Below are 21,152 nucleotides of genomic sequence, written 5' to 3'. Positions count from 1 at the left end.
TGGCGCTTTCCCCTTACCGGAGCTCCCCATGTCACTGGAAAATGCCCCCCCCGAGGTCCAGCTCGCGGTGGATCTTATCGAACTGCTGGAGACCAACCGGATCGATCCGGCCCTGGCTCTCGCGGCGCTCGCCATCGTCCAGCAGGATTACCAGCGCAAGCTGGAAGAGGGGCGGGATCACTGATCCCAGCCTCTTTCCCAAAGCAATACACCGGCCTGATGGCCGGTGTATGTGCGAGTCGATGACGACAAAGCGAGCAGACAAGGCGCCCTAGCGCCCCTTCTTCTGCCGCCCACCCTGACCGGCGCGCGGTTTGCTCGCAGCGGGTTTGCCCCCCTTGTTCGGGGCCCCCTTGCCAGCACCGCCTTTGCCTGCGCCAGCTTTCCCTGCACCTTTACCGGCACCGCCCTTGCCGACCGGGGTTTTCTTCTCGAATGCTTCCGGGCCCGGCACATTGGGGCGTCCGCCAATTTCGTGGTCATCATCCCGGCGCGGTTTCTTGCCCTGCCCCGGCTTGCCCCCTTGTCCCAGGTTGCCAACCCCCTTGTTGCCCTGCGGGGCTGCGCCCTGCTTGCCCTTGGCCGGTTTCACCTCGGAGGAGGAGTCCTCAATCAGCTTGAACAGCTCAATGAGCTCATCACCGTCGAGGTCACGCCACTCACCCACCGGCAGCCCCTTGAGGCTGACGTTCATGATGCGAATACGCTCAAGCTTGGTTACCTCGAAGCCGAAGTGCTCACACATGCGGCGGATCTGGCGGTTCAGCCCCTGCACCAGGGTGATGCGAAACACGAACGGCGCCTCTTTTTTCACCTTGCACTTCTTGGTGACGGTGCCGAGGATCGGCACCCCGGCCGCCATCCCTTTGATAAAGTCGTCGGTCACCGGCTTGTCGACGGTCACCAGATACTCTTTCTCGTGATCGTTGCCCGCCCGCAGGATCTTGTTGACCAGATCGCCGTGGTTGGTGAGGAAGATAAGGCCCTGGGAGTCCTTGTCGAGACGGCCGATGGGGAAGATGCGGGTGCTGTGGTTGACGAAGTCGACGATGTTGTCCTTCTCACCCGCCTCCGTGGTGCTGACGATGCCCACCGGTTTGTTCAGCGCGATAAACACCAGGCTGTCCGCCTCGCGCGGTTCGATCACCTGACCGTTGACCTTGACCAGATCCCCGGCAAACACCTGATCCCCCACCCCGGCCCGCTTGCCGTTGATGAAGACGTGGCCCTGCTCGATAAAGCGGTCAGCCTCGCGGCGCGAACAGATGCCGCTCTCGCTGATGTACTTGTTCAGGCGCATGGATTCATCGGCCAGCATGGGTCACCTGCCTGCGGGCAGAAGCCTCGCCTCGTTGAACTCTGGTATTGTTTGCCAGCGAGGGCTCGGCCAGCGGCATCAACCGCGTCACCGCATCAAGTTTTTGCATAGTTTTCCATCTTAAAAAGGGTAAAGGCCAGCTTATCCGTCAAAAATGGCGACACAGTAGCATATTGCCAGCTTTAACACGCCGGATACTTGCTCGCGGCGCCCCTCTGCCAGCCAAAATGCGCCAGGGGTCACGCCTCTCCCTCCCGTTACACCTGTTCATCGTTATTTGGTTGTTATGCACAGGCGCCGTCTCTGCGCCATACGGAACTAATAATTTCTTGCTATTTATTAATCAAAAATGCATAAAAAGATTTTCCTCAACACGAATTATCTTGTGCCCGTCGCCCCGAGTCTCGGTAGTTTTCGACGATTAGCACAATAATCGGCGGCAATCCCGTCATTAAGTCGGATCTTTGTCTGCGTCCAAGCGACTTATAACCTCAAAAATTTGGATGCAGGGCATGTGCTTTTCTCTGGCAAGAGGCCAATTTCACCCTTCACTACAGGAGTTACAGATGAGTCATTCCCTATCCCGGGCGGACTTCCTGGCGCAGGTCGCCAGCCGCAATCCCCACCAGCCGGAGTTTATTCAGGCGGTCAGCGAGGTGCTTGCCTCCATCTGGCCCTATGTCGAGCGCCATCCCCGCTATCTGCAACATGGCCTGCTGGAGCGACTGGTAGAGCCGGAGCGGCTGATCCAGTTTCGCATCAGCTGGGTGGACGATCAGGGCCAGGTGCAGGTGAACCGCGGCTACCGCGTCCAGCACAGCTCCGCCATTGGCCCCTTCAAGGGGGGGATGCGTTTTCACCCCTCGGTGGATCTCTCTGTGCTCAAGTTCCTCGCCTTCGAACAGACCTTCAAGAATGCCCTCACCACATTGCCCATGGGCGGTGGCAAGGGAGGCAGCGATTTCGATCCCAAGGGCAAGAGCGAGGGAGAGGTGATGCGTTTTTGCCAGGCGCTGATGCTGGAGCTCCATCGCCACCTGGGGGCCAACACCGACGTGCCGGCCGGTGACATCGGCGTCGGTGGGCGCGAGGTGAGCTACATGACCGGCATGATGAAGAAGCTCACCAACAGCGCCGAGTGCGTCTTTACCGGCAAGGGGCTCTCCTTTGGCGGCAGCCTCATTCGCCCTGAGGCCACCGGCTACGGCCTGCTCTATTTCGCCCAGGCCATGCTGGCCCATCGCGGCCAGTCGCTGGCTGGCATGACGGTGTCGGTGTCTGGCTCGGGCAACGTGGCCCAGTACGCCATCGAGAAGGCGATGGAGCTGGGGGCCCGCGTCATCACCGCCTCCGACTCCGGTGGTACCGTGTACGATCCCGACGGCTTCACCCCCGAGAAGCTGGCCCGGTTGATGGAACTCAAGAACGAGCAGCGCAAGCGCATCGCCGATTACGCCTATGAACTGGGGCTCGAGTATTACAGCGGCCGCACCCCCTGGCATATCGCCACCCAGGTCGCCCTGCCCTGCGCCACCCAAAACGAGTTGCTGGAGGAAGATGCCCGTAAGCTTATCGCCCATGGGGTGCAACTGGTCGCCGAGGGCGCCAATATGCCGAGCAGCGCCGAGGCCATCGCTCTGTTTCACGAGGCCAAAGTGTTGTTTGCCCCGGGCAAGGCGGCCAATGCCGGCGGGGTGGCCACCTCGGGCCTTGAGATGAGCCAGAATGCCCAGCGCCTTGGCTGGAGCCGGGAAGAGGTGGATGCCCGTCTCAAGGGGATCATGACCAGCATCCACGCCACCTGCGTGCGTTACGGCCAGGATGAGGAGGGTCATGTGAACTACGAAAGCGGCGCCAATATCGCCGGTTTCGTCAAGGTGGCCGATGCCATGCTGGCGCAGGGGGTCTGCTAACTCCGCCTGTCCCATCTCGAGGGGATGGCCTGAACGAGCGCCCTCTCCCGCCAACAACAACGGCAGCCAATGGGCTGCCGTTGTTGTCTCTCTGCTCCACTTCACCGTTACTTCACCCAAGCATGGCAGGCTGCGCACTCCCCCTTTCTCACCGCATGTCGCGGACAAGGAGCACCCCATGACAAGACTCGGCATTCTGCTCATCCTGGCAGGGCTCGGCTGTTTTCTGGCCTTTCATCAAATAGGCGCCACTCTGGATACTCAGGGAGTCCTCCATGAGCCATTCGCCCTGATCCCTTTGGGTTATCTATTGCTCTTCGCAGGCGCATTGTTAGCCCTGCTTGTTCCGCTGCACTCGGTACTGCGCAGACGCGCCGCCAAGGGAGAATGAGGCAAGGCACCAAGAGGTCAGCGATAACGGCTTATTTCGATAAGGTTCCGATCCGGGTCGAGGAGATAAACCGACTCGATGGGCCCGCAGGCACCGCTCTTTATCACAGGCCCCTCCACTATCTCGACATCCAGGCTCGCAAGCTGGGCCAGCACCTGATCCAGAGGCCAGCGGGTAATGAGGCAGAGATCCCCCGAGCCTACCTGCGCCCGGTTGCGCGGCTCCTGCCCGAGCAGCTGCAAATTGATCTTCTGGTTGCCAAAGCGCAGGGCGCGGCGCCCCTCGCCAAAGGTAACGGCCTCCATATTGAGCACTGTACTGTAAAACCCCACCGAGCGTTCGATATCGCTGACTGTCAGTACCAGATGGTCGATATGGCTGATCATGCATCCTCCCTGTGATTATCGCTGTCATGGCTATCAAGATGATGGCGGCTCCCGCTATATACCTACCCTACTCACCTGGCGTGAACAGCGAGTGAGCAGAACGGCTCAAACGTGCGGCAAACAGCCTCTTTTTGAGAATATCGGTAGCCAGCCTCACTGCACCTTGGCACACGCCTTGTCACGCTGGGCCTGCAGGGCTTCATTCTCGCTATCCATGGCCGCCAGAATGGCCTGATTGCAGGCCCGTTCTGCCAATTGGGCCGGGTTCTGTCTGGCCTCCCCTATCTCGGCGATCATGGGGCGGTAGCTGACCGCCGCTTGGCAATACATGGCGCGAAACCTGGGCTGTTGCAAACTGCTGTCGTCTTGGCGATTCAGATCGTCGCAGAGCCGGTGAAACAGCGCCGATGCATTGACCGTACACTGACTAAAGCGCCGAACATCCTGCTCGTAAGGTCGGCAAACACTCTGTGGCTGGATCCGCCACAGCTGAAACGAGTAGGGCACCTGCTCCCCCTCATACTGCACCACCAGCGTCTTAAGCTCGGTGCCATAGATATCCGACACCTGCTGCTGCACCAGGTTGAGATAGGCCGAGAAAAGATAGGATACCGGATCCATCACCACCTCCTTGTGGTTGTGCCATATCACGGCATTGCGGCATGCCTATTCAGATGCCCGTTCTTTGCCAATAAGGGGAACGAAAAACTAGCCTGCTGATTTGTTTATAGAAATCGACCCAGTGTACCGACGTTACGACAAAATAACCGCTTAAAAAAAGGCGTCATTTGGATTAACATGCCCGGCAACGGCTGCAAACCCAGATGGCGCCTGCTTTCTGTGTTAAACGCCATCCACTGTCCTCTCACTGCCTCAATATCTCTAGGAGTTCACCTTGCGCGATAACTGGACCACCGAAGAGTTACGCGCGGCGGTCGCGGCCTATCTGGAGATGCATGGCAAAGCCCAACGGGGCGAGCGGTTTGTGAAAAAACGCTATTATCGCGAACTGGCCGAGCAATTTGGCCGGACCGACAAGTCCTTTGAATTTCGCATGCAAAACATCTCCTATGTCTTTGAGCAGATGGGACTAGGCTGGGTGCCAGGATTAAAACCGGCGAAGCATGTGGGCTCGCGCACCATAGCTATCCTTGAGGGGCTTATTCGCGATCTCGCTCCTCTGCCTGCGCCATCGGCCCCCGAGACTAACGTTCCTCAAGGGGTGCAAGCCCCCCAAGCACACTACCGCACGACAAGCCGCCATGAACGCAGTCAATCGGTGCGGGAGTGGGTGCTGACCAACGCAGCTCAGCGATGTGAATCCTGTGGTGAGCCGGCCCCCTTCTTAACAGCAGCGGGCGAGCCCTTTTTGGAGGTGCATCACCTCAAAGGGCTGGCAGATGGCGGGTCAGATACTGTGAGTAATACGGTGGCACTCTGCCCCAACTGCCATCGCGAGTTCCATCATGGTTGCAATAAGCTGACGGTACTCAATGAGTTATATCGCCGCCACCCTCGCCTCGTGAAAGAGTAACCGCTCACCGCATCACTCAGCACCATCACGCCACCATGCCATGGCGCCAAACCTGCCGCCATCTTGAGCAAAACCGCGGGCAAATTATCCGGTTGCATAATAACCCTGCCCCCTTGCGGTTGTTTAACGTGCCCTAAAATCAGATAATACCGCCCGCCTTCAAACCGGATAACCCGACATTCGATGACTGAGTACCTGCTTTTATTGATCGGCACCGTGCTGGTTAACAACTTCGTGCTGGTGAAATTCCTCGGCCTGTGCCCCTTCATGGGGGTCTCCGGCAAGCTGGAAACCGCCATCGGCATGGGGCTGGCCACCACCTTCGTGATGACCCTCGCCAGTGCCAGCTCCTATCTGGTGGAGCACTATATCCTGCTGCCGCTGGATATCGTCTACCTGCGCACCCTCGCCTTTATCCTGGTGATCGCCGTGGTGGTGCAATTTACCGAGATGGTGGTACGCAAGAGCAGCCCCACCCTCTATCGCCTGCTGGGGATCTTCCTGCCCCTCATCACCACCAACTGCGCCGTACTCGGGGTGGCGCTGCTGAGCATCAATGAGCGTCACAACTTTATCCAGAGCGTGATTTACGGCTTTGGCGCAGCGCTTGGCTTCTCGCTGGTGTTGATCCTGTTTGCCGCCATGCGCGAGCGACTGGTGGCCGCCGATGTGCCCGCCCCCTTTCGCGGGGTCTCGATTGCCATGATCACTGCCGGCCTGATGTCGCTGGCCTTTATGGGCTTTACCGGCCTAATCAAGATATAACCATGATCCATATTCTCTTTGCCATTCTGGTGCTCACCCTGCTGGCGCTGGCGTTCGGGATTATCCTGGGCTTTGCCGCCGTCAAGTTTCATGTGGAGGAGGATCCCGTCGTCGATCAGCTCGACGCCCTGCTTCCCCAGACCCAGTGCGGCCAGTGCGGCTACCCGGGCTGCAAGCCCTACGCCGAGGCGGTTGCCGGTGGCGACGCCATCAACAAGTGCGTGCCCGGTGGCGACGCCACCATGCGCAAGATTGCCGATCTGATGGGGGTCGAACCCCAGCCGCTCGGCGGGGGAGACGAGGCCGCCGTGCCAGTCAAGAAGGTCGCCTTTATCCACGAAGATCAGTGCATCGGTTGCACCAAGTGCATCCAGGCCTGCCCGGTAGACGCCATCGTCGGTGCCACCAAGGCGATGCACACCGTGATCGCCAGCGAATGTACCGGCTGCGATCTCTGTGTTGACCCCTGCCCCACCGATTGCATCGAGATGATCCCGGTGCCGACCACGGTCGATAACTGGAAGTGGGATCTCAACAACGTCATCATCCCGGTCAAGGTAGTGGAGTAACCATGCAGTCCTTACTCGAACATATCAAAGCCGGCACCTTGTGGGATTTTCACGGCGGCATTCATCCGGCCGACAACAAACGTCAGTCGAGCCAGACCCCGGTAGTAGACGCAGGTCTGCCGCCGCAACTCATCATTCCGGTACGCCAGCACGCAGGCCTGGCCGGCGATCTGCTGGTGCAGGTGGGTGATCGGGTCAAGAAGGGCCAGCCCCTGACCCGTTACGCCAAGGGGCGGATCGTGCCGGTCCATGCCCCCACCTCGGGCACCGTCACCGAGATTGGCAACCACACGGTTGCCCATCCCTCCGGTCTCGACGATCTTTGCATCACCCTCACCCCGGATGGCGAGGATGCCTGGGGCGAGCGCAATGGCAAACCCGACTACTGGAATCTGGAACGGGGCGAGCTGCTCGAACGCATCCAGCAGGCGGGCATCGCAGGCCTCGGGGGCGCCGTCTTCCCTACCCACAGCAAGCTCGATGGCCGTGGCCAGCTCACCGAGATCCTGATCGTCAACGGACTGGAGTGCGAGCCCTACATCACCACCGACGATCGGCTAATGCAGCAATACGCCGACGAAATCATGGATGGCATCCGGGTACTCAAGCACCTGCTCAAACCCAAGCTCACCCTGATAGGGGTGGAAGACAACAAGCCGGAAGCCATCGACCAGCTGACCCGCCACACCACCGACGAGGACGTGCTGGTCAAGACGGTGCCCACCAAGTACCCCTCGGGCGGTGCCAAACAGACCATTGAACTGCTCACCGGTCGTCAGGTGCCCAAGGGGGGCCGGGCGGTCGATATTGGCATCATGGTGCTCAACGTCGCCACCGTGTTTGCCATCAAGCGCGCCATCATCGACGGCGAGCCGCTGATCGAGCGGATCGTCACCCTCACCGGCGACAGCTTCAAACAACCCGGCAACGCCTGGGTACGCCTGGGCACGCCGGTGCGCTGGTTGCTGCAACGCTTCGAGCTGCAACCCGAGGCGGATCAGCGGGTCATCATGGGGGGGCCCATGATGGGCTTTACCCTGCCCCACGCCATGGTGCCCGTGGTCAAGGCGACCAACTGCCTGCTGGCACCGACCCGTGCCGAACTGCCCTTCCCCGGTCCGGAACAGGCCTGCATCCGTTGCAGCGCCTGTGCCGATGCCTGTCCGGCCACCCTGCTGCCCCAGGAGCTCTACTGGTACAGCCGGGCCAGGGAATACGACAAGGCCGAGCAGCTCAACCTGTTCGACTGCATCGAATGCGGTGCCTGCGCCTGGGTCTGCCCGAGCGAAATCCCGCTGGTGCAGTACTACAAGATTGCCAAGGACGATATTCGCGAGGCGCGTGCCGAGGCTGAAAAAGCCGAGCGTGCCAAGCAGCGCTTCGAAGCCAAACAGGCCCGTTTCGAGCGGGAAAAAGCGGCCCGCGAGGCTCGCCACGCCGAAGCCGCCGCCCAGCGCCGTCAGGCCATGACGGCCGCCGGGGGTGAAGACCCGGTGGCTGCGGCCCTTGCCCGCATCAAGGCCAAGCAGGAGGCCCCTGTCACGGCCGTTGCCGCCACCGCACAAGGCTTGCCCGACAACAGCGCAGTGATCGCCGCCCGCGAGGCTCGCAAACGGGAAGCGGAAGCGCGCCGCGCCGCCAAGGCGGCCGAAGCGGCGGTTGCCGCAGCGAGTGACACCGCAGCCACTGCCGAGGCGGATCCGAAAAAAGCGGCCATCGCCGCCGCACTGGCGCGGGCCAAGGCCAAGAAAGCCCGGGCTGGCGATGAGGCTGATGCCACCGAGCCAACCGCTGACAGCAAAGCGGTTCCGGCAGAAGTGGCAAGCACCGAGGTCGACCCCAAGAAGGCCGCCATTGCCGCCGCCATCGCTCGTGCCAAGGCCAAAAAGCTGGCCCAAAGCGGTGAGGGCAGTCAGGTAGAAGCGACGCCGCTCCCTGAAGCAAGCCGGGCCCAAGCCGAGCCGGCAAGCACCGAGGTTGATCCCAAGAAGGCGGCCATTGCCGCTGCCATCGCTCGTGCCAAGGCCAAGAAGCTGGCCCAAAGCGGCGAAGGCTATCAGGCTGAGGCAGCTCCGGCCCCTGAAGCAAGCGAGACCCCGGCCGAGCCGGCCAGCACCGAGGTTGACCCCAAAAAGGCAGCCATTGCCGCTGCCATCGCTCGTGCCAAAGCCAAGAAGCTGGCCCAAAGCGGCGAAGGCAATCAGGTAGAGGCAGCACCAGCCCCTGAAGCAAGCCGGGCTCCAGCCGAGCCGGCAAGCTCCGAGGTCGATCCCAAGAAGGCAGCCATTGCCGCTGCCATCGCTCGTGCCAAAGCCAAGAAGCTGGCGCAGCAGCAGGGCGAGGCGGATCACGCTGAGGCGACGCCAACCCCTGAAGCAAGCGAGGATCAGGCCGAGCCGGCAGGTACCGAGGTTGATCCCAAGAAGGCGGCCATTGCCGCCGCCGTGGCCCGGGCCAAGGCCAAGAAGCTGGCGGCACAAGCGGCGGCCAATACCGGTGCCAGTGCCACTGAAACGTCGCCGAACGAAGGCTCATCGCCACACTGATCGTTACAACAGAGGTAACCGACTTCTCCATGTTCAATATCGCGACTGCGCCGTTTGCCCATAACCGCAAACAGACCCGAACCCTGATGCTGCTGGTGATCCTCGCCTGCGTGCCGGGTTTTCTGGCCCAGACCTGGTTCTTCGGCTGGGGCACCCTTATCCAGATCCTGCTGGCGCTGGTGACCGCGCTGGGCTGCGAGGCGCTGGTGCTCAAGCTGCGTGGCCGGGCCATCAAGCCCGCCCTGCTGGATGGCAGCGCGGCGCTGACCGCCGTGCTGATCGGCCTCTCCCTGCCGCCACTGCTGCCCTGGTGGATGCTGGTGGTGGGCACGGCGTTTGCCGTCATCATCGCCAAACACCTCTATGGTGGCCTTGGCCAGAACCTGTTCAACCCGGCCATGGTGGCCTATGTGCTGCTGCTGGTCTCCTTCCCGGTGCAGATGACCAGCTGGTTGCCGCCAGAGAGCGTGCGGGCCTATGACTTGGGGCTTGGCGACGCCCTGTCGGTGATTTTCACCGGTTTTAGCCTCGACGGCTACAGCATGGCCCAGCTCAAGCAGGGGGTGGACGGCCTCACCATGGCCACCCCGCTCGATACCCTGAAGACGGGCCTGACCCAGGGGCTGACCACCAGCGAAATCCTGAGCGGCCCGCTGTTTGAAGGCTGGGGCGGTATCGGCTGGAGCTGGGTGAACCTGGGCTACCTGCTGGGGGGCCTGTTCCTGCTGCAGCAGAAGGTGATCAACTGGCGCATTCCGGTGGCGGTGCTCAGCGCCCTGCTGGTCTCTGCCACCCTCGGCTATCTGCTGAGCCCGGATGCCACCGGCACCCCCATCTTCCATCTGTTCAGCGGCGCCACCATGCTGGGGGCCTTCTTTATCGCCACCGACCCGGTGACGGCCAGCACCACGCCCCGTGGCCGCCTGGCTTACGGGGTGCTGATCGGCGTGCTGGTCTACATTATTCGTCGCTTTGGCGGCTACCCGGATGCCTTTGCCTTTGCCGTGCTGCTGGCCAACCTCTGCGTCCCGCTGATCGACAGCCTGACTCGCCCGAAAGTGTATGGAGCCCGTCGCAAATGATCTCTCTTCGTCCTCTTGTCACCGCCGCCGGAGCCCTGTCATGTTAAAGAGCATGCGAAAAAACGGCCTGATCCTGGCCCTGTTCGCGCTGGGTTGCACCGCACTGGTGGTGCTGACCCACGAATTGACCAAAGAGAAAGTGGCCCAGCAGCAGCAGCGGGAAAAGTTGCAAACCCTCTCGGCCCTGCTGCCGGAGGGAAGTTATGACAACGATCTGGTGGCCAGCTGCAAGCTGGTGACCAGCCGCAAATACCTGGGCAGCGATCAACCCCAGGCCCTCTATACCGCCACCAAGGGGGGCATCGCCACCGGCTATGCACTGGAGACCATAGCGCCGGACGGTTACAGTGGAGCCATCCGCCTGATTGTCGGCATCGATGCCAAAGGCACGATCAGCGCGGTGCGGGTACTCGAGCACAAGGAGACCCCTGGCCTTGGCGACAAGATTGAGCTGAAAAAATCGGGCTGGATCAACAGCTTCGCCGGCAAGTTCCTGAGTGCCGACAACGAGGCCAGCTGGGCGGTGACCAAGGATGGCGGCGAGTTCGATGCATTCACCGGCGCCACCATCACGCCGCGCGCCGTGGTCAAGGCGGTGAAGAACCTGCTGACGCTGCAACAAAAGCATCCCGAATGGCTAAGCAACGCCCCGGCCTGTCCGGCGGCCCAATAACCGGAGTCGATCCCGTCATGACACAGATGGAACAGATTGAAACGGGCACTGTCCCGACAGCCGAGCCGGACAACCGCAAGCGCGAATTCAAGGAGCTGATGGTACAGGGGCTGTGGAAGAACAACCCCTCCCTGGTGCAGGTGCTGGGCTTGTGCCCGACCCTCGCCGTCTCCTCCACCTTTACCAACGCCCTGGGGCTGGGCCTGGCCACCATGGCGGTATTGATCGGCTCAAACCTCGCCGTCTCCCTGGTGCGCAACTGGGTGCCGAAAGATATCCGCATCCCGGTCTACGTGATGATCATCGCCTCCCTGGTGACCAGCGTGCAGCTGCTGATGAACGCCTACACCTATGGGCTCTATCAGGCGCTCGGCATCTTCATCGCCCTCATCGTCACCAACTGCGTCATCATAGGCCGGGCCGAGGCCTATGCCTCCAAGAACCCGCCGCTGCTGGCCGTCATCGACGGCTTCATGATGGGGTTGGGCTTCACCCTGGTGCTGCTGCTGCTGGGGGCGATGCGCGAGATCATCGGCATGGGCACCCTGTTTGATGGTGCCGAGCTGCTGCTCGGCGACTGGGCCAAATCCCTGCGAATCGAGCTGTTCCACGCCGATGCCAGCCTGCTGCTGGCCATTTTGCCGCCGGGCGGCTTCATCGGTCTGGGGCTGCTCATTGCCGCCAAGAATGCCATCAACGACTGGCGCCACGAGAAGCAGTCGGCCACCGTCGCCCACTGCAGCGTGCCCCCCGCCAGAGCGCGGGCAACCCAGCTCTGAGACAAGAGGGAGCCATGAACAACCAGAAACGCCGCCAGATCCTGGAGCGGCTGCGGGAGCACAATCCCCACCCCACGACCGAGCTCAACTTCAACTCGCCGTTCGAGCTCCTGATCGCCGTGCTGCTCTCGGCCCAGGCGACCGATGTGAGCGTCAACAAGGCGACCGACAAGCTCTACGCCGTGGCCAATACCCCGGCGGCCATGCTGGCCCTCGGGGTGGACGGGGTGAAGGAGTACATCAAGACCATTGGCCTCTTTAACACCAAGGCCGAGAACGTCATCAAGACCTGCACCATACTGCTCGAGCGCCACGGCGGCGAGGTGCCGGAAAATCGCGAGGCGCTGGAGGCCCTTCCTGGGGTGGGTCGCAAGACGGCCAACGTGGTGCTCAATACCGCCTTTGGCTGGCCCACCATCGCCGTCGACACCCATATCTTTCGCGTGTCGAACCGCACCGGTTTTGCGATGGGCAAAAACGTGGATCAGGTGGAGGAGAAGCTGCTCAAGGTGGTCCCTGCCGAGTTCAAGCTGGACGTGCACCATTGGCTGATCCTGCACGGACGCTACACCTGTCTGGCTCGCAAACCGCGCTGCGGCTCCTGTATCATCGAAGACTTGTGCGAGTACAAAGAAAAGGTCTACCCGGAGAGCTGAGCCCGGTGACCTGAACAAGGTGGTTTGAACCGCAGGGCCCCTGCGCCCTTCAGCCATACCGGCCTCGCTCGCGAACATCTGCGGCAGCGGCTTCTCGCGTATCGAAGCGCTGTGTGAATACAAAGAGAAAACTACCCGGAGAACTGAGCAATGAGAATTCTGCATACCATGTTGCGTGTGGGCGATCTGCAACGCTCCATCGACTTCTACACTCGCGTGCTTGGCATGAAGCTGCTGCGCCAGAGCGAGAACAGCGAGTACAAGTACACCCTGGCTTTCGTCGGTTACGGTGACGAGAAGGATGAGGCCGTCATCGAGCTCACCTACAACTGGGGGGTGAGCGAATATGAGCTGGGCACCGCCTATGGCCACATCGCCCTGGAAGCGGACGACATCTATGCCACCTGTGACGCCCTGCGCGCCGCCGGCGCCAAGATCACCCGCGAGCCGGGCCCGGTCAAGGGCGGCACCACCGTCATCGCCTTCGTCGAAGATCCGGACGGTTACAAGATTGAGCTGATCGCCAAGAAAGATGCCGGCATGGGACTGGGCGACAGCCACTGATACCCAATCCGCAGAAGATAAAAAAAGAGCGCTCTGGCGCTCTTTTTTTATCTCTTTGGCAGTGCTCAAATCTCGCCGTTGCGGCCCATGCTGATCACCACTCGCCGGTTCTTGGCGCGGCCCTGCTCGGTCTCGTTGGAGGCGACGTGCTGCTTCTCGCCGTGCCCCTCTACCGAGATCTTGCCGGGATCCAGCCCCAGATCGACGAACACCTTCTTGATGGCGTCGGCCCGCTTCTCCGAGAGCTTCTGGTTCGGCCAGCGGCCGCCGTAGCTGTCGCTGTAGGCGTCGATCACCACCACGTCGATGCTCTTGTCCGCCTTGATGAACTCGCTGATCATCGCCAGCCGCCGCTTGGAGGAGATGGAGAGCTGATCGCTGTTCTTGTCGTAAGTGAGCACGCTAAAGGCAATGTCGTTGAAGCTGTAGGGCAGCAAGCCGCTCAGACAGTCGAGAAACGCCTGGTACTTGACCCGGAAATTGACCGAAGAGAGGGAGACCCGTACCGCCCGGTTCTGGCGATACCAGTCCCGATATTGAAAGGTCGGCATGCGCCCCCCTTCCAGCTCGTCCAGCATGGTCCAGGCAGTCTGCCCGTCGACCAGGCCATCAAACTGCTTGAAGAAACGCAGCTGGCTCACTTCCCGCCCGGCGATGCCGGGACGCCACATGGGCGGCATGATGCCGAGGCTTACCGTCTGGGTCTGGGCCTGGGGACGCTTGCCCTTGAGCTCGAAATCGAGGTTGATCTTGCGGCCGGCACGGCTGACGAAAGCCCCCGTGCCCCAGTTGGGAATGGGATGTTCGAGACGGCACTCGATCTGGCTGTCAGAGGTCAAACGCCAGACGGATTGATCCAGGCCGGCACCGAATTCGGTGACCCCCGCCTGCAACTGCATACTCACTGATATGCTGACCAACCCTAACACCCAAGCGTTCAATTGCCTGCCCTCCACGCGATCTCTTTTCAGATATCGGCAAGGGCAGGCCAAGCTTTAGGTATTAATGGCTCAGTGGGAAGCGGGGTGCTCCATCAGCCGGAAACAGGCGATACGCCCCGCCAGCTCGCGGGCCAGCTGATCCAGCTCTGTGCTGTTTTTTTGCAGGGTAACGGAGTGCTGGCGATGCGCCTCGTACACCTCGCGAATGGTCAGCATGTTGTTCTGGATATCGTCGGTGACGTAGCGCTGCTCCTCGGTGGCGGTAGCCACCTGGGCGGTCATCTCGCTTACCTTGCGCACCTCGTCCACTATATCGGTCAGCTCGCTGCCAGCCCGTTTCGCCTCGGTGACGCTGAGCGCCGCCTGTTCGCTGCCCGACTGCATGGCCACTACCGCCTGGCTGGCGCCAGAACGCAGGCGGGAGAGCATCTGTTCGATATCATCGGCCGCCTGCTGGGTACGGTTGGCCAGGGTGCGCACCTCGTCGGCCACCACAGCAAAGCCTCGCCCGGACTCCCCGGCCCGCGCTGCCTCGATGGCCGCATTGAGAGCCAGCAGGTTGGTGCGATCGGAGATCTGCTTGATAAGGCTCAGGGCCTCCACTGCCGACTCGGTATCCTGATGCAGATTGTTGACCAGCTGACGGGTCTGGGTGAGGGTATCGGCCACCTGGGCGATGGCGGCGATGGTCTGATCCACCTCCTTGTCCCCCTGGCGGGCACGGCCGATGGCCTGCTGGGTTGCCTGGGAGGTCTGGGTCGCATTGCGGGCGATCTCGGCCACGGTGGACGCCATCTCGGTGGCGGCGGTCGCCACCAAATCCACTTGCCCCACCCCGCGTTCGACCCCTTCGTTGACCTCGGCGATCACCTCGTTGGAGGCAAAAGCACTGCGCGTCAGCACATCGCAGGAGCGGCGCACTTCGCACAGCAAGCCTTCGAGGTGTTGCAGGAACTGGTTCAGATCCCGGGAAAGCGCCCCCAGCTCGTCGCCGGACTGCCAGTTCACCCGCACCGTCAGATCATTTTCATTGACCAGACGGGAGAAGGTGCGGTGCAGGGCGACAAAGCCCAGATGCAGATCCCGCAGTACCTTCCAGCTGATGAGACAGGTCAACAGCAAACAGACCAGCACCGCAAGGGTACCCCACCAGAAGTTGTGTTGACTGCTGATTTGCATCTGCGCTACCCGCTCAAAGAGTTGCTGGTAGAGCTGATCTTCACCCTGTTTGAGCAGATCGATCTTCTTGGTACTGACCGCAAACCACTGTTCGGGATCAACGCCAAAGCCCCCTTGCGCCATCTTGTCGAGGGCGACCTGTTCCAGCTTGCTGACCTCCTCCATCACGGGAGACTGCAGCAGGGTATCGAGCAGCCCTATCTGTTCATCCGTGGCAACCGCCCGGAAACGCTCGAGATAGCTCTGCTGGGAAGCGAGCAGCGACATGAACTGCTGCAGGGCGGCGGGCGTGAAGCTGTCTTTGGCAAACACGTTGCTCAGGGTCGCCCGCTCCATCCCCATGCGCTCCTTGTTTTGCAGGAAGGCGGCATAGGCGTTGGTCTGCAGGGCGATGCCCGCATCCCGGCTGCGCAGGCTGATCTCGTCTACCACCCCCAGCAGGGAGGCGATCAACTGGCTATAGAAGGCCACCTGACGAGGCGCTTCTATGGTCAGCTGACTGACCTGATCGCGGATCCCGGCCAGCTGGGCCAGCCCCTGATCCGCCTGCTCATGGGCGATCCCCTGATCCTCGGCCCGAAATCTGGCGATGGCCTCATCCACCGCCGCCCGCTGTTGTGGCAGGGCATCGGCAAACTTGCTGCCAGCCGAGCCGATAAACCCCGCCGACATGCCCCGCTCTTTTTGCAGCTCATGAACCAGCTGGGCACTGCTCTTGACGAGCACCAGCATCTGCTGGGCCTGCTCCATCTCCTGCGACACCCGATAACGGTCGTACACGTAGTGGCCAGCGAAAAACACCAGCGCCAATAATGGCAGGCAAATTGCCAGCAACATCTTGCCAGCCAGTCCCAGTCTGTTCATCACGCGCTCCTGTTTTCTCTATCAATTGATTGATTATATTCACTTCTCTCTCTTTTTCCGGCACCCACCCAACTATTTTCCACTCCCTTGACCTGGGTCAGGATAAGGGCTCTTGCCGCCACGGACGCGATGACCAGGCGCTTCTTGAATGCTGATTCGAGAGGATAAAACAGCTTCATTCGATAACTATCAAAATATTGGCAAGCTCGCCACTGGTGACATTGGCCACAAGCCCGTTACAGTAAGGCAAAAGACAGGATGTCTCGGATCGGAACCTCATCATGCATATTTCCCCTCTCTGGCTGCTGCCGCTTTTACTGGCGCTTCCCGCCCTATCCGCCAATGCAGGCCAGCTGGATCCCGCTCGGGCGCAGGAGCGCGCCAATGCGGTGATCGCCCTGATGACCTACACGGTCGTGCCGGATATCACCGCCAGCGATCTCAATATCGGCAGCGGCACCAACCAGTCGGCAGCCCTCGCCATGACCCAGTTTGGCGGTGGCTCAACCATGAGCGACCAGATCCCCGTCTATCTGGAGGGGGCAATAGGATTCAGTCGTTACGATCCCCAGTTCGTCATGAGCAATGGCACCGAGAGCCGCACCATTCCGACCCGCTGGAACAGCCTGACCGCCTCGGGGGGCGTCGGCTGGGATTTTTCCCTGCACCGGGATGAACAAGGGGGACACTGGGTACTTCGCCCCATCGCCAACGTCTCCCTTGGCGTGGTGGCCAGCGATCTGCGGATCGGTAGCTGGCTATTGGAGCGTACCCGGGGCTATTCACTGGATTTTCTCGATGGCGGCCAGCTCAACGTCTATGGTCTGGGGGGCTCCATGATGCTCGATTACGAGCTCTTCTCCCCCGCCCAGGATATCGATGCCGAGCTGCGCTACTCCTACCAGCACCTACAAAGCTTTGGCGGCACCTCCCACAGCGTGCGCGGGTCTGCCGAGGCGGAAAACCTCGGGCTCTATCTGCGCCGCCGCGCCCCCCTGCTGGACTGGACTCTGCTAGATCGCCCCCTGCGCTATGTGCTGGAAGGGGCCCGCACCGAATATCTCGGGGATCAGCGCGGCCAGCTCGGCTTCAACTCCCTCAACTCGTTGGGGCTGGGGCTGGAGCTCGACAGCAGCAAGTACGATATCTTCGTCACCCGCACCCGGTTGGTGGCCAGATACATGTTCAGCCGCCATACCAGCGGTTATTCCGTCGGGCTGGCCATGAGTTTCTAACCAGCTGTAAACGGCCATTAAGCATGAGTGAGAGAGCTTTCATTCAACCGCTAATCTCCCTCAGGTTCACATTTTTCTTGCCTCAAATGACTGGCAATGATGCTTGAACAAACCTGTCTTTTCATTCAGGTAGAAGGTCAATGCCCCACTAAGCGCCTTTATGCGCGCCACAACAAGATTCAATTTGCACCATCCTGAATGCTATCCTGACCTGCTTAATTCTTTTGGAACCATCTCATGCTCATCGCAACACTGCTGGCTTCTGCGCTCGGCTCTTTTACTGAAGGGATCTCTTTTCAACACAAGAACTGGGAACTGGCCTGCGACAACACACGGACATGCCGATCCGCAGGTTACAGCGCAGGATCTGGTGGAATATCAGTTCTGCTCACACGAGAGGCAGGAGCCAAGGGGATACTCAATGCCGAGCTGGCCATCACTGAAGTTGATGAACAAACCCCATCGGCCCCCAGTGATGGTTTGATAACACTGCGCATCAATGACGAAATACTCGGCACCGTAAAAGAGCGGACTCCATTTAGCCAGCATCAAACGGCAGCGCTAGTCCGAGCAATCAAAGGGACTGGCAAGGTGGTATTTGAATGGAACAAACATCAGGAACCGCTATCCGGTGCCGGTGCCTATGCCATTTTTCTCAAAATGGATGAGTTTCAAGGCCGTCTGAATACCAGTACAGCCCTGACCAAACAGGGCTCGCTACCCATCACATCCATTCCTCCTGCCTTGTCGGCCCCCGTGATCCACGCCGGTGCCGTTGCCGCAGACAATCTCTCTCGTCCGCTCACCAAGCCGGAGCTACAGAGCATAGGCAAGTGGCTAAAACAGCAAGTCGATCAAGATACCTGTCCCATGGCCTATGAAAAGTCGGAAGGTGGCAGGCTCTATCCCCTGAACCAAGAACGAGCCTTGATCCAGCTCCCCTGCTGGCTCGCCGCTTACAACGACGGATCAGCATTCGTTCTGATTGACGCAGAGCTTGACACCGACAGTGCGACCCTCATCAGTACTGACGCCAATGGTTATGGAATGGGTGAACTGAGTGCCTCACACAAGGGAAGAGGGATAGGAGATTGTTTTTCTTTCGAAAGCTGGGTATGGGATGGCAAAACCTTCGTGCAGAGCGAGAAAAGCACCACCGGAAGCTGCCGCATGATTGCACTGGGGGGCACCTGGCACCTACCGACACTGACCAGCAAGGTGGTCAAAGCACAGTAAACATAAGGCAGCCGCTGGGCCGCCCTTGTTGCTTTTGAATATCAGCGGATCGTCGCCATCTTTCTGACGCAGGCTTGCTCCCTGTCATCCACACGCTTGGCAAACCAGGCGGTAGTGAGGTTGCGGGTGATCTTGGGGCTCTTTAGCTGGATGCCCGGCAGGATGGCGCGGGGCAGCCGTTTGCCTGCCTGCTTGTCGGCCAGGGTGAAGACCCTGTGGTAGAGATCGCTCTTGGCAAAGTCGCTGCTATCCCCCAGACGCAGGCTCTGGCTGATGGCCTTTTTGCTCATATTGACCCGGCTGGCGAGGGTGTAGACCGCCAGCTCGGTATTGCCGGGCTTGTCGGAGTTGTAGCGAATGAGATCCCCGTCCAGCGCCAGGCTCTTGCCGCTCAGGCGGCTGACCGCGGCCTGGAAGGCGGCATTGCGGCTCGCGTACCAGCCCGCATTGAAATCGGCGAAGCGGTAGAGGGTGTCGGGATAGTCGGCCGGGTAGCCGAAGATGTGCTTGGTACCGAACCAGATGCCGCCGCGACGGGTAAAGACTTCGTGGCGGATGCTGTCCTTGACGGGATAGGGATAGCCTCGGGCATTGGCCTCGGCAAAGGCGATGCTCACCTGCATGGGGCCACCGGTGCGCACCGGGTTAAGGTTGCCAAAGAGCCGCTTGCCCATGGGCAGCATGCCGATCATGTCCTCGAAGATTTCACTCATCTCCCGCTCGGTGCGCACCCGATCGATGCGCTCGGCATAGGTCTTGCCGGTAGGAGAGTTGATCGAAAGGGCCGTGCGCACCACAAACTCCGGGATCAGCAGCTTGCCGGCACGGGCGTTGATCTCCTTCCAGGCGATCTTGCTTAAATTGGGTACCACGGGATCGGCCTGGTAAGTGGCTTCCTGCTCCGCCACCGCCAGCACTGAGCAGACGTTGTGATCACTGACTGTGAGTCCCTGACTGGTGAGGGCCGTCACCACGTCGTTAGCCCACCCCTGCTTGTCCGGCACCTGTCTTGGCAGAAAGCGCACGATGCGGGTCTTCATATCGGCCGGCTTGCGCGGCTGCATCGCCTTGGGCAACTTGGCGATGGCCGCCGCATCCTGCGCAGGGGCTCCCGGGTCGCTGGCGCAACCCGCAAGAAGCAGGGTGACAAACAGTGGCAACGCGCGCATGGCAGGAGAGATTGAGGAGAGTGAAAACGTCATCGAGGCATCCGGTACTGAGGCTGGGCGCAGACCCGGCCAGTGGCGGGCGCGCAAATGGTCGCTCATTGTAGAGGATTGATCCACAAGGCTAAAGCCCGATAGCCGCAGCGCTCTATTGCGCCTGACAGCCCCTGCCGTCATCCCCTCGCAAACCAGGGTAACAAAGGCCCATTGATAAGCTTTTATCGAGAGTGATTTACATTTAGAATGCCGCCGCCCGGACGCTCACGGTATGGACCCCATGGACAGACTGACCCTTCTCATTGACCCCGTGCAGCAGTGGCTGATCACGCCGCTCTGGCACTGCCTCACCGGATTGCTCGACTTCAACGGGCGCCTGGGTGCCCCCTTCCTGCTGGTCTCGGGCACGGTCGCCTATCTGCTCTATCGCCATCGCCGTCGCCAGGGAGATCCCGGTGCCCGCAGCTTTGCCGGTTTCCTCGGGGGGCGGGCCGTCTGGCTGCACCCCTCGGCCCTGCTCGACTACCAATACTATCTGGTGCGGGCGCTGCTCCATGTGGCCCTGATCCTGCCGATCCTGGCCCTGCTCCACCCCTGGCTGCTGCAGGCGGAGGATGTCCAGTCGGCCCTGACCCGGCTGTGGGGCGAGCGCCCCCGGCTGGCCGAGGCGAGCTGGCTGATGATGATCTATGGCCTGGGCGTCTTCCTCATCAGCGATCTGGTGCATTATTGGCTGCACCGCGCCTTCCACAGCCGCTGGCTCTGGGAGTTTCACAAGGTGCACCACAGCGCGACCGTGATGGTGCCGCCGACGGCGAGCCGCATCCATCTGGTGGAAAAACTGTGCGAGATGCTGGTCAAGGGGAGCTGTCTCGCCCTCTACGCCGGCGCCTTCTACTGGTTGTGTGGCGGCACTGTGCGCCCCTACACCCTGTTTGGCGTCAGCTATCTGGTGCTGGTGTTCAATTCCCTGGCCGCCAACCTGCGCCACACCCATATCTGGCTCTCGTTTGGTCCGCGGCTGGAACACATCTTCAACAGCCCGGCCCAGCACCAGATCCACCACAGCCGGGATCCCCGCCACTTCAACCACAACTTCGGCACCAACCTCTCGCTCTGGGACTGGTGGTTTGGCACCCTCTATGTGACCAGCAGTCAGCCCGAGCCCCTCTCCTTCGGGGTCGGCCCCCGGGACAACGAGCGCTATAGCCGCCTGAGCGTGCTCATCCTGCGCCCCTTCCTGGTGACGGCGCGCAAGCTGTGGCGCGCCCTGCCCCGCCCGCGCGGGCGCAATGCCCTGGCCGATTGAGGCGGGCAACAATAAAAAACGCCACTTTAATGTGGCGTTTTTTATTGGC

Annotated in this window: 22 protein-coding genes; 15 read left to right on the top strand and 7 right to left on the bottom strand. The window is 60.9% G+C overall.

Going from position 1 to position 21,152, the window contains the following annotated elements; all coding sequences use genetic code 11:
- Positions 1–28: 28 nt before the first annotated feature.
- The gene (rsmS, locus tag ACB034_RS00760) at positions 29–184 is read left to right on the top strand and encodes a pleiotropic regulatory protein RsmS (RefSeq protein ID WP_082037565.1); all 156 of its coding nucleotides are present in this window, start codon (positions 29–31) and stop codon (positions 182–184) included.
- Between the two features lie 87 nt (positions 185–271).
- Here the strand turns inward: rsmS and rluF are convergent, their stop codons facing one another.
- Positions 272–1,318 (bottom strand): 23S rRNA pseudouridine(2604) synthase RluF, encoded by a 1,047-nt coding sequence (gene rluF / locus ACB034_RS00755; protein ID WP_371171821.1) that lies wholly within the window; start codon positions 1,316–1,318, stop codon positions 272–274.
- 566 nt (positions 1,319–1,884) lie between these two features.
- Between rluF and gdhA the strand changes: the two genes are divergently transcribed.
- Positions 1,885–3,231, top strand: a complete 1,347-nt coding sequence (gdhA, locus tag ACB034_RS00750; RefSeq protein ID WP_371171820.1) for an NADP-specific glutamate dehydrogenase — start codon at positions 1,885–1,887, stop codon at positions 3,229–3,231.
- Between the two features lie 178 nt (positions 3,232–3,409).
- Positions 3,410–3,622, top strand: coding sequence for a DUF3955 domain-containing protein (locus ACB034_RS00745; protein ID WP_371171819.1), 213 nt, complete (start codon positions 3,410–3,412; stop codon positions 3,620–3,622).
- A gap of 17 nt (positions 3,623–3,639) precedes the next feature.
- Here the strand turns inward: ACB034_RS00745 and ACB034_RS00740 are convergent, their stop codons facing one another.
- Together ACB034_RS00740 and ACB034_RS00735 are read right to left on the bottom strand one after the other, a co-directional pair.
- The gene (locus ACB034_RS00740; protein ID WP_371171818.1) at positions 3,640–4,008 is read right to left on the bottom strand and encodes a VOC family protein; all 369 of its coding nucleotides are present in this window, start codon (positions 4,006–4,008) and stop codon (positions 3,640–3,642) included.
- Between the two features lie 153 nt (positions 4,009–4,161).
- Positions 4,162–4,629 carry a hypothetical protein gene (locus ACB034_RS00735; protein ID WP_371171817.1) on the bottom strand — a complete coding sequence of 156 codons (468 nt, stop codon included), beginning with the start codon at positions 4,627–4,629 and terminating at the stop codon, positions 4,162–4,164.
- Between the two features lie 274 nt (positions 4,630–4,903).
- Between ACB034_RS00735 and ACB034_RS00730 the strand changes: the two genes are divergently transcribed.
- The 9 genes from ACB034_RS00730 to gloA all read left to right on the top strand — a co-directional run bounded on the left by ACB034_RS00730 (position 4,904) and on the right by gloA (position 13,176).
- Positions 4,904–5,542 (top strand): HNH endonuclease, encoded by a 639-nt coding sequence (locus ACB034_RS00730; protein ID WP_371171816.1) that lies wholly within the window; start codon positions 4,904–4,906, stop codon positions 5,540–5,542.
- Positions 5,543–5,725: 183 nt separating this feature from the next.
- Positions 5,726–6,307 carry an electron transport complex subunit RsxA gene (gene rsxA, locus ACB034_RS00725; protein ID WP_042028612.1) on the top strand — a complete coding sequence of 194 codons (582 nt, stop codon included), beginning with the start codon at positions 5,726–5,728 and terminating at the stop codon, positions 6,305–6,307.
- Between the two features lie 2 nt (positions 6,308–6,309).
- Positions 6,310–6,876: an electron transport complex subunit RsxB gene (rsxB, locus tag ACB034_RS00720; RefSeq protein ID WP_026458166.1), complete on the top strand. Its 567-nt coding sequence runs from the start codon at positions 6,310–6,312 to the stop codon at positions 6,874–6,876.
- A 2-nt stretch (positions 6,877–6,878) separates the two neighbouring features.
- The gene (rsxC, locus tag ACB034_RS00715) at positions 6,879–9,422 is read left to right on the top strand and encodes an electron transport complex subunit RsxC (protein WP_371171815.1); all 2,544 of its coding nucleotides are present in this window, start codon (positions 6,879–6,881) and stop codon (positions 9,420–9,422) included.
- A gap of 29 nt (positions 9,423–9,451) precedes the next feature.
- Complete coding sequence (gene rsxD / locus ACB034_RS00710) at positions 9,452–10,504, top strand: electron transport complex subunit RsxD (protein ID WP_371171814.1); 1,053 nt, start codon at positions 9,452–9,454, stop codon at positions 10,502–10,504.
- A gap of 40 nt (positions 10,505–10,544) precedes the next feature.
- The gene (gene rsxG, locus ACB034_RS00705) at positions 10,545–11,177 is read left to right on the top strand and encodes an electron transport complex subunit RsxG (RefSeq protein ID WP_216992614.1); all 633 of its coding nucleotides are present in this window, start codon (positions 10,545–10,547) and stop codon (positions 11,175–11,177) included.
- Between the two features lie 26 nt (positions 11,178–11,203).
- Positions 11,204–11,956, top strand: coding sequence for an electron transport complex subunit E (locus ACB034_RS00700; protein ID WP_124238814.1), 753 nt, complete (start codon positions 11,204–11,206; stop codon positions 11,954–11,956).
- A gap of 14 nt (positions 11,957–11,970) precedes the next feature.
- Positions 11,971–12,612, top strand: coding sequence for an endonuclease III (gene nth / locus ACB034_RS00695; protein WP_371171813.1), 642 nt, complete (start codon positions 11,971–11,973; stop codon positions 12,610–12,612).
- Between the two features lie 150 nt (positions 12,613–12,762).
- Positions 12,763–13,176 (top strand): lactoylglutathione lyase, encoded by a 414-nt coding sequence (gene gloA / locus ACB034_RS00690; protein WP_026458785.1) that lies wholly within the window; start codon positions 12,763–12,765, stop codon positions 13,174–13,176.
- A 65-nt stretch (positions 13,177–13,241) separates the two neighbouring features.
- Here gloA and ACB034_RS00685 read toward each other — a convergent pair whose 3' ends face one another.
- The 3 genes from ACB034_RS00685 to ACB034_RS00675 all read right to left on the bottom strand — a co-directional run bounded on the left by ACB034_RS00685 (position 13,242) and on the right by ACB034_RS00675 (position 16,339).
- Positions 13,242–14,117 (bottom strand): OmpA family protein, encoded by an 876-nt coding sequence (locus tag ACB034_RS00685; RefSeq protein WP_185377951.1) that lies wholly within the window; start codon positions 14,115–14,117, stop codon positions 13,242–13,244.
- Between the two features lie 69 nt (positions 14,118–14,186).
- On the bottom strand, positions 14,187–16,160 hold the full coding sequence (locus ACB034_RS00680; protein ID WP_371171812.1) for a methyl-accepting chemotaxis protein: 1,974 nt from the start codon (positions 16,158–16,160) through the stop codon (positions 14,187–14,189).
- A complete protein-coding gene (locus tag ACB034_RS00675; protein ID WP_197064527.1) occupies positions 16,160–16,339 on the bottom strand; it encodes a hypothetical protein in 180 nt (59 codons plus the stop codon). Before ACB034_RS00675 ends, ACB034_RS00680 begins: the two co-directional genes overlap by 1 nt.
- 102 nt (positions 16,340–16,441) lie before the next feature.
- On the opposite strand from ACB034_RS00675, the gene ACB034_RS00670 reads away from it, so the two are divergent.
- Together ACB034_RS00670 and ACB034_RS00665 are read left to right on the top strand one after the other, a co-directional pair.
- Positions 16,442–17,395 carry a hypothetical protein gene (locus tag ACB034_RS00670; protein ID WP_026456559.1) on the top strand — a complete coding sequence of 318 codons (954 nt, stop codon included), beginning with the start codon at positions 16,442–16,444 and terminating at the stop codon, positions 17,393–17,395.
- A 237-nt stretch (positions 17,396–17,632) separates the two neighbouring features.
- Positions 17,633–18,631 carry a DUF1176 domain-containing protein gene (locus ACB034_RS00665; RefSeq protein WP_371171811.1) on the top strand — a complete coding sequence of 333 codons (999 nt, stop codon included), beginning with the start codon at positions 17,633–17,635 and terminating at the stop codon, positions 18,629–18,631.
- A 41-nt stretch (positions 18,632–18,672) separates the two neighbouring features.
- Here ACB034_RS00665 and ACB034_RS00660 read toward each other — a convergent pair whose 3' ends face one another.
- The gene (locus ACB034_RS00660) at positions 18,673–19,800 is read right to left on the bottom strand and encodes a DUF1615 domain-containing protein (protein ID WP_371172057.1); all 1,128 of its coding nucleotides are present in this window, start codon (positions 19,798–19,800) and stop codon (positions 18,673–18,675) included.
- A gap of 274 nt (positions 19,801–20,074) precedes the next feature.
- Between ACB034_RS00660 and ACB034_RS00655 the strand changes: the two genes are divergently transcribed.
- Positions 20,075–21,103 carry a sterol desaturase family protein gene (locus ACB034_RS00655; RefSeq protein ID WP_371171810.1) on the top strand — a complete coding sequence of 343 codons (1,029 nt, stop codon included), beginning with the start codon at positions 20,075–20,077 and terminating at the stop codon, positions 21,101–21,103.
- The last annotated feature ends 49 nt before the right edge of the window (positions 21,104–21,152 follow it).

Origin of the sequence: Aeromonas sp. S18(2024) (genome assembly GCF_041402525.1) — a bacterium.
GTDB classification, from domain to species: Bacteria; Pseudomonadota; Gammaproteobacteria; order Enterobacterales; family Aeromonadaceae; genus Aeromonas; species Aeromonas enteropelogenes.
The sequence above is the reverse complement of the archived record's forward strand: the minus strand, read 5'-3'. Positions and strand labels throughout refer to the sequence as shown.

What these genes read in the sequence shown, in the direction of transcription:
- rluF (WP_371171821.1), bottom strand. Translation starts at nt 1,318, where the DNA reads ATGCTGGCCGATGAATCCATGCGCCTGAACAAGTACATCAGCGAGAGC.
- gdhA (WP_371171820.1), top strand. Translation starts at nt 1,885, where the DNA reads ATGAGTCATTCCCTATCCCGGGCGGACTTCCTGGCGCAGGTCGCCAGC.
- ACB034_RS00675 (WP_197064527.1), bottom strand. Translation starts at nt 16,339, where the DNA reads ATGAAGCTGTTTTATCCTCTCGAATCAGCATTCAAGAAGCGCCTGGTC.
- gloA (WP_026458785.1), top strand. Translation starts at nt 12,763, where the DNA reads ATGAGAATTCTGCATACCATGTTGCGTGTGGGCGATCTGCAACGCTCC.
- rsxG (WP_216992614.1), top strand. Translation starts at nt 10,545, where the DNA reads ATGTTAAAGAGCATGCGAAAAAACGGCCTGATCCTGGCCCTGTTCGCG.
- ACB034_RS00655 (WP_371171810.1), top strand. Translation starts at nt 20,075, where the DNA reads ATGGACAGACTGACCCTTCTCATTGACCCCGTGCAGCAGTGGCTGATC.
- rsxD (WP_371171814.1), top strand. Translation starts at nt 9,452, where the DNA reads ATGTTCAATATCGCGACTGCGCCGTTTGCCCATAACCGCAAACAGACC.
- rsxB (WP_026458166.1), top strand. Translation starts at nt 6,310, where the DNA reads ATGATCCATATTCTCTTTGCCATTCTGGTGCTCACCCTGCTGGCGCTG.
- ACB034_RS00660 (WP_371172057.1), bottom strand. Translation starts at nt 19,800, where the DNA reads ATGCGCGCGTTGCCACTGTTTGTCACCCTGCTTCTTGCGGGTTGCGCC.
- rsxA (WP_042028612.1), top strand. Translation starts at nt 5,726, where the DNA reads ATGACTGAGTACCTGCTTTTATTGATCGGCACCGTGCTGGTTAACAAC.
- ACB034_RS00740 (WP_371171818.1), bottom strand. Translation starts at nt 4,008, where the DNA reads ATGATCAGCCATATCGACCATCTGGTACTGACAGTCAGCGATATCGAA.
- ACB034_RS00670 (WP_026456559.1), top strand. Translation starts at nt 16,442, where the DNA reads ATGCATATTTCCCCTCTCTGGCTGCTGCCGCTTTTACTGGCGCTTCCC.
- ACB034_RS00665 (WP_371171811.1), top strand. Translation starts at nt 17,633, where the DNA reads ATGCTCATCGCAACACTGCTGGCTTCTGCGCTCGGCTCTTTTACTGAA.
- ACB034_RS00745 (WP_371171819.1), top strand. Translation starts at nt 3,410, where the DNA reads ATGACAAGACTCGGCATTCTGCTCATCCTGGCAGGGCTCGGCTGTTTT.
- nth (WP_371171813.1), top strand. Translation starts at nt 11,971, where the DNA reads ATGAACAACCAGAAACGCCGCCAGATCCTGGAGCGGCTGCGGGAGCAC.
- ACB034_RS00680 (WP_371171812.1), bottom strand. Translation starts at nt 16,160, where the DNA reads ATGAACAGACTGGGACTGGCTGGCAAGATGTTGCTGGCAATTTGCCTG.
- ACB034_RS00700 (WP_124238814.1), top strand. Translation starts at nt 11,204, where the DNA reads ATGGAACAGATTGAAACGGGCACTGTCCCGACAGCCGAGCCGGACAAC.
- rsmS (WP_082037565.1), top strand. Translation starts at nt 29, where the DNA reads ATGTCACTGGAAAATGCCCCCCCCGAGGTCCAGCTCGCGGTGGATCTT.
- ACB034_RS00735 (WP_371171817.1), bottom strand. Translation starts at nt 4,629, where the DNA reads ATGGATCCGGTATCCTATCTTTTCTCGGCCTATCTCAACCTGGTGCAG.
- rsxC (WP_371171815.1), top strand. Translation starts at nt 6,879, where the DNA reads ATGCAGTCCTTACTCGAACATATCAAAGCCGGCACCTTGTGGGATTTT.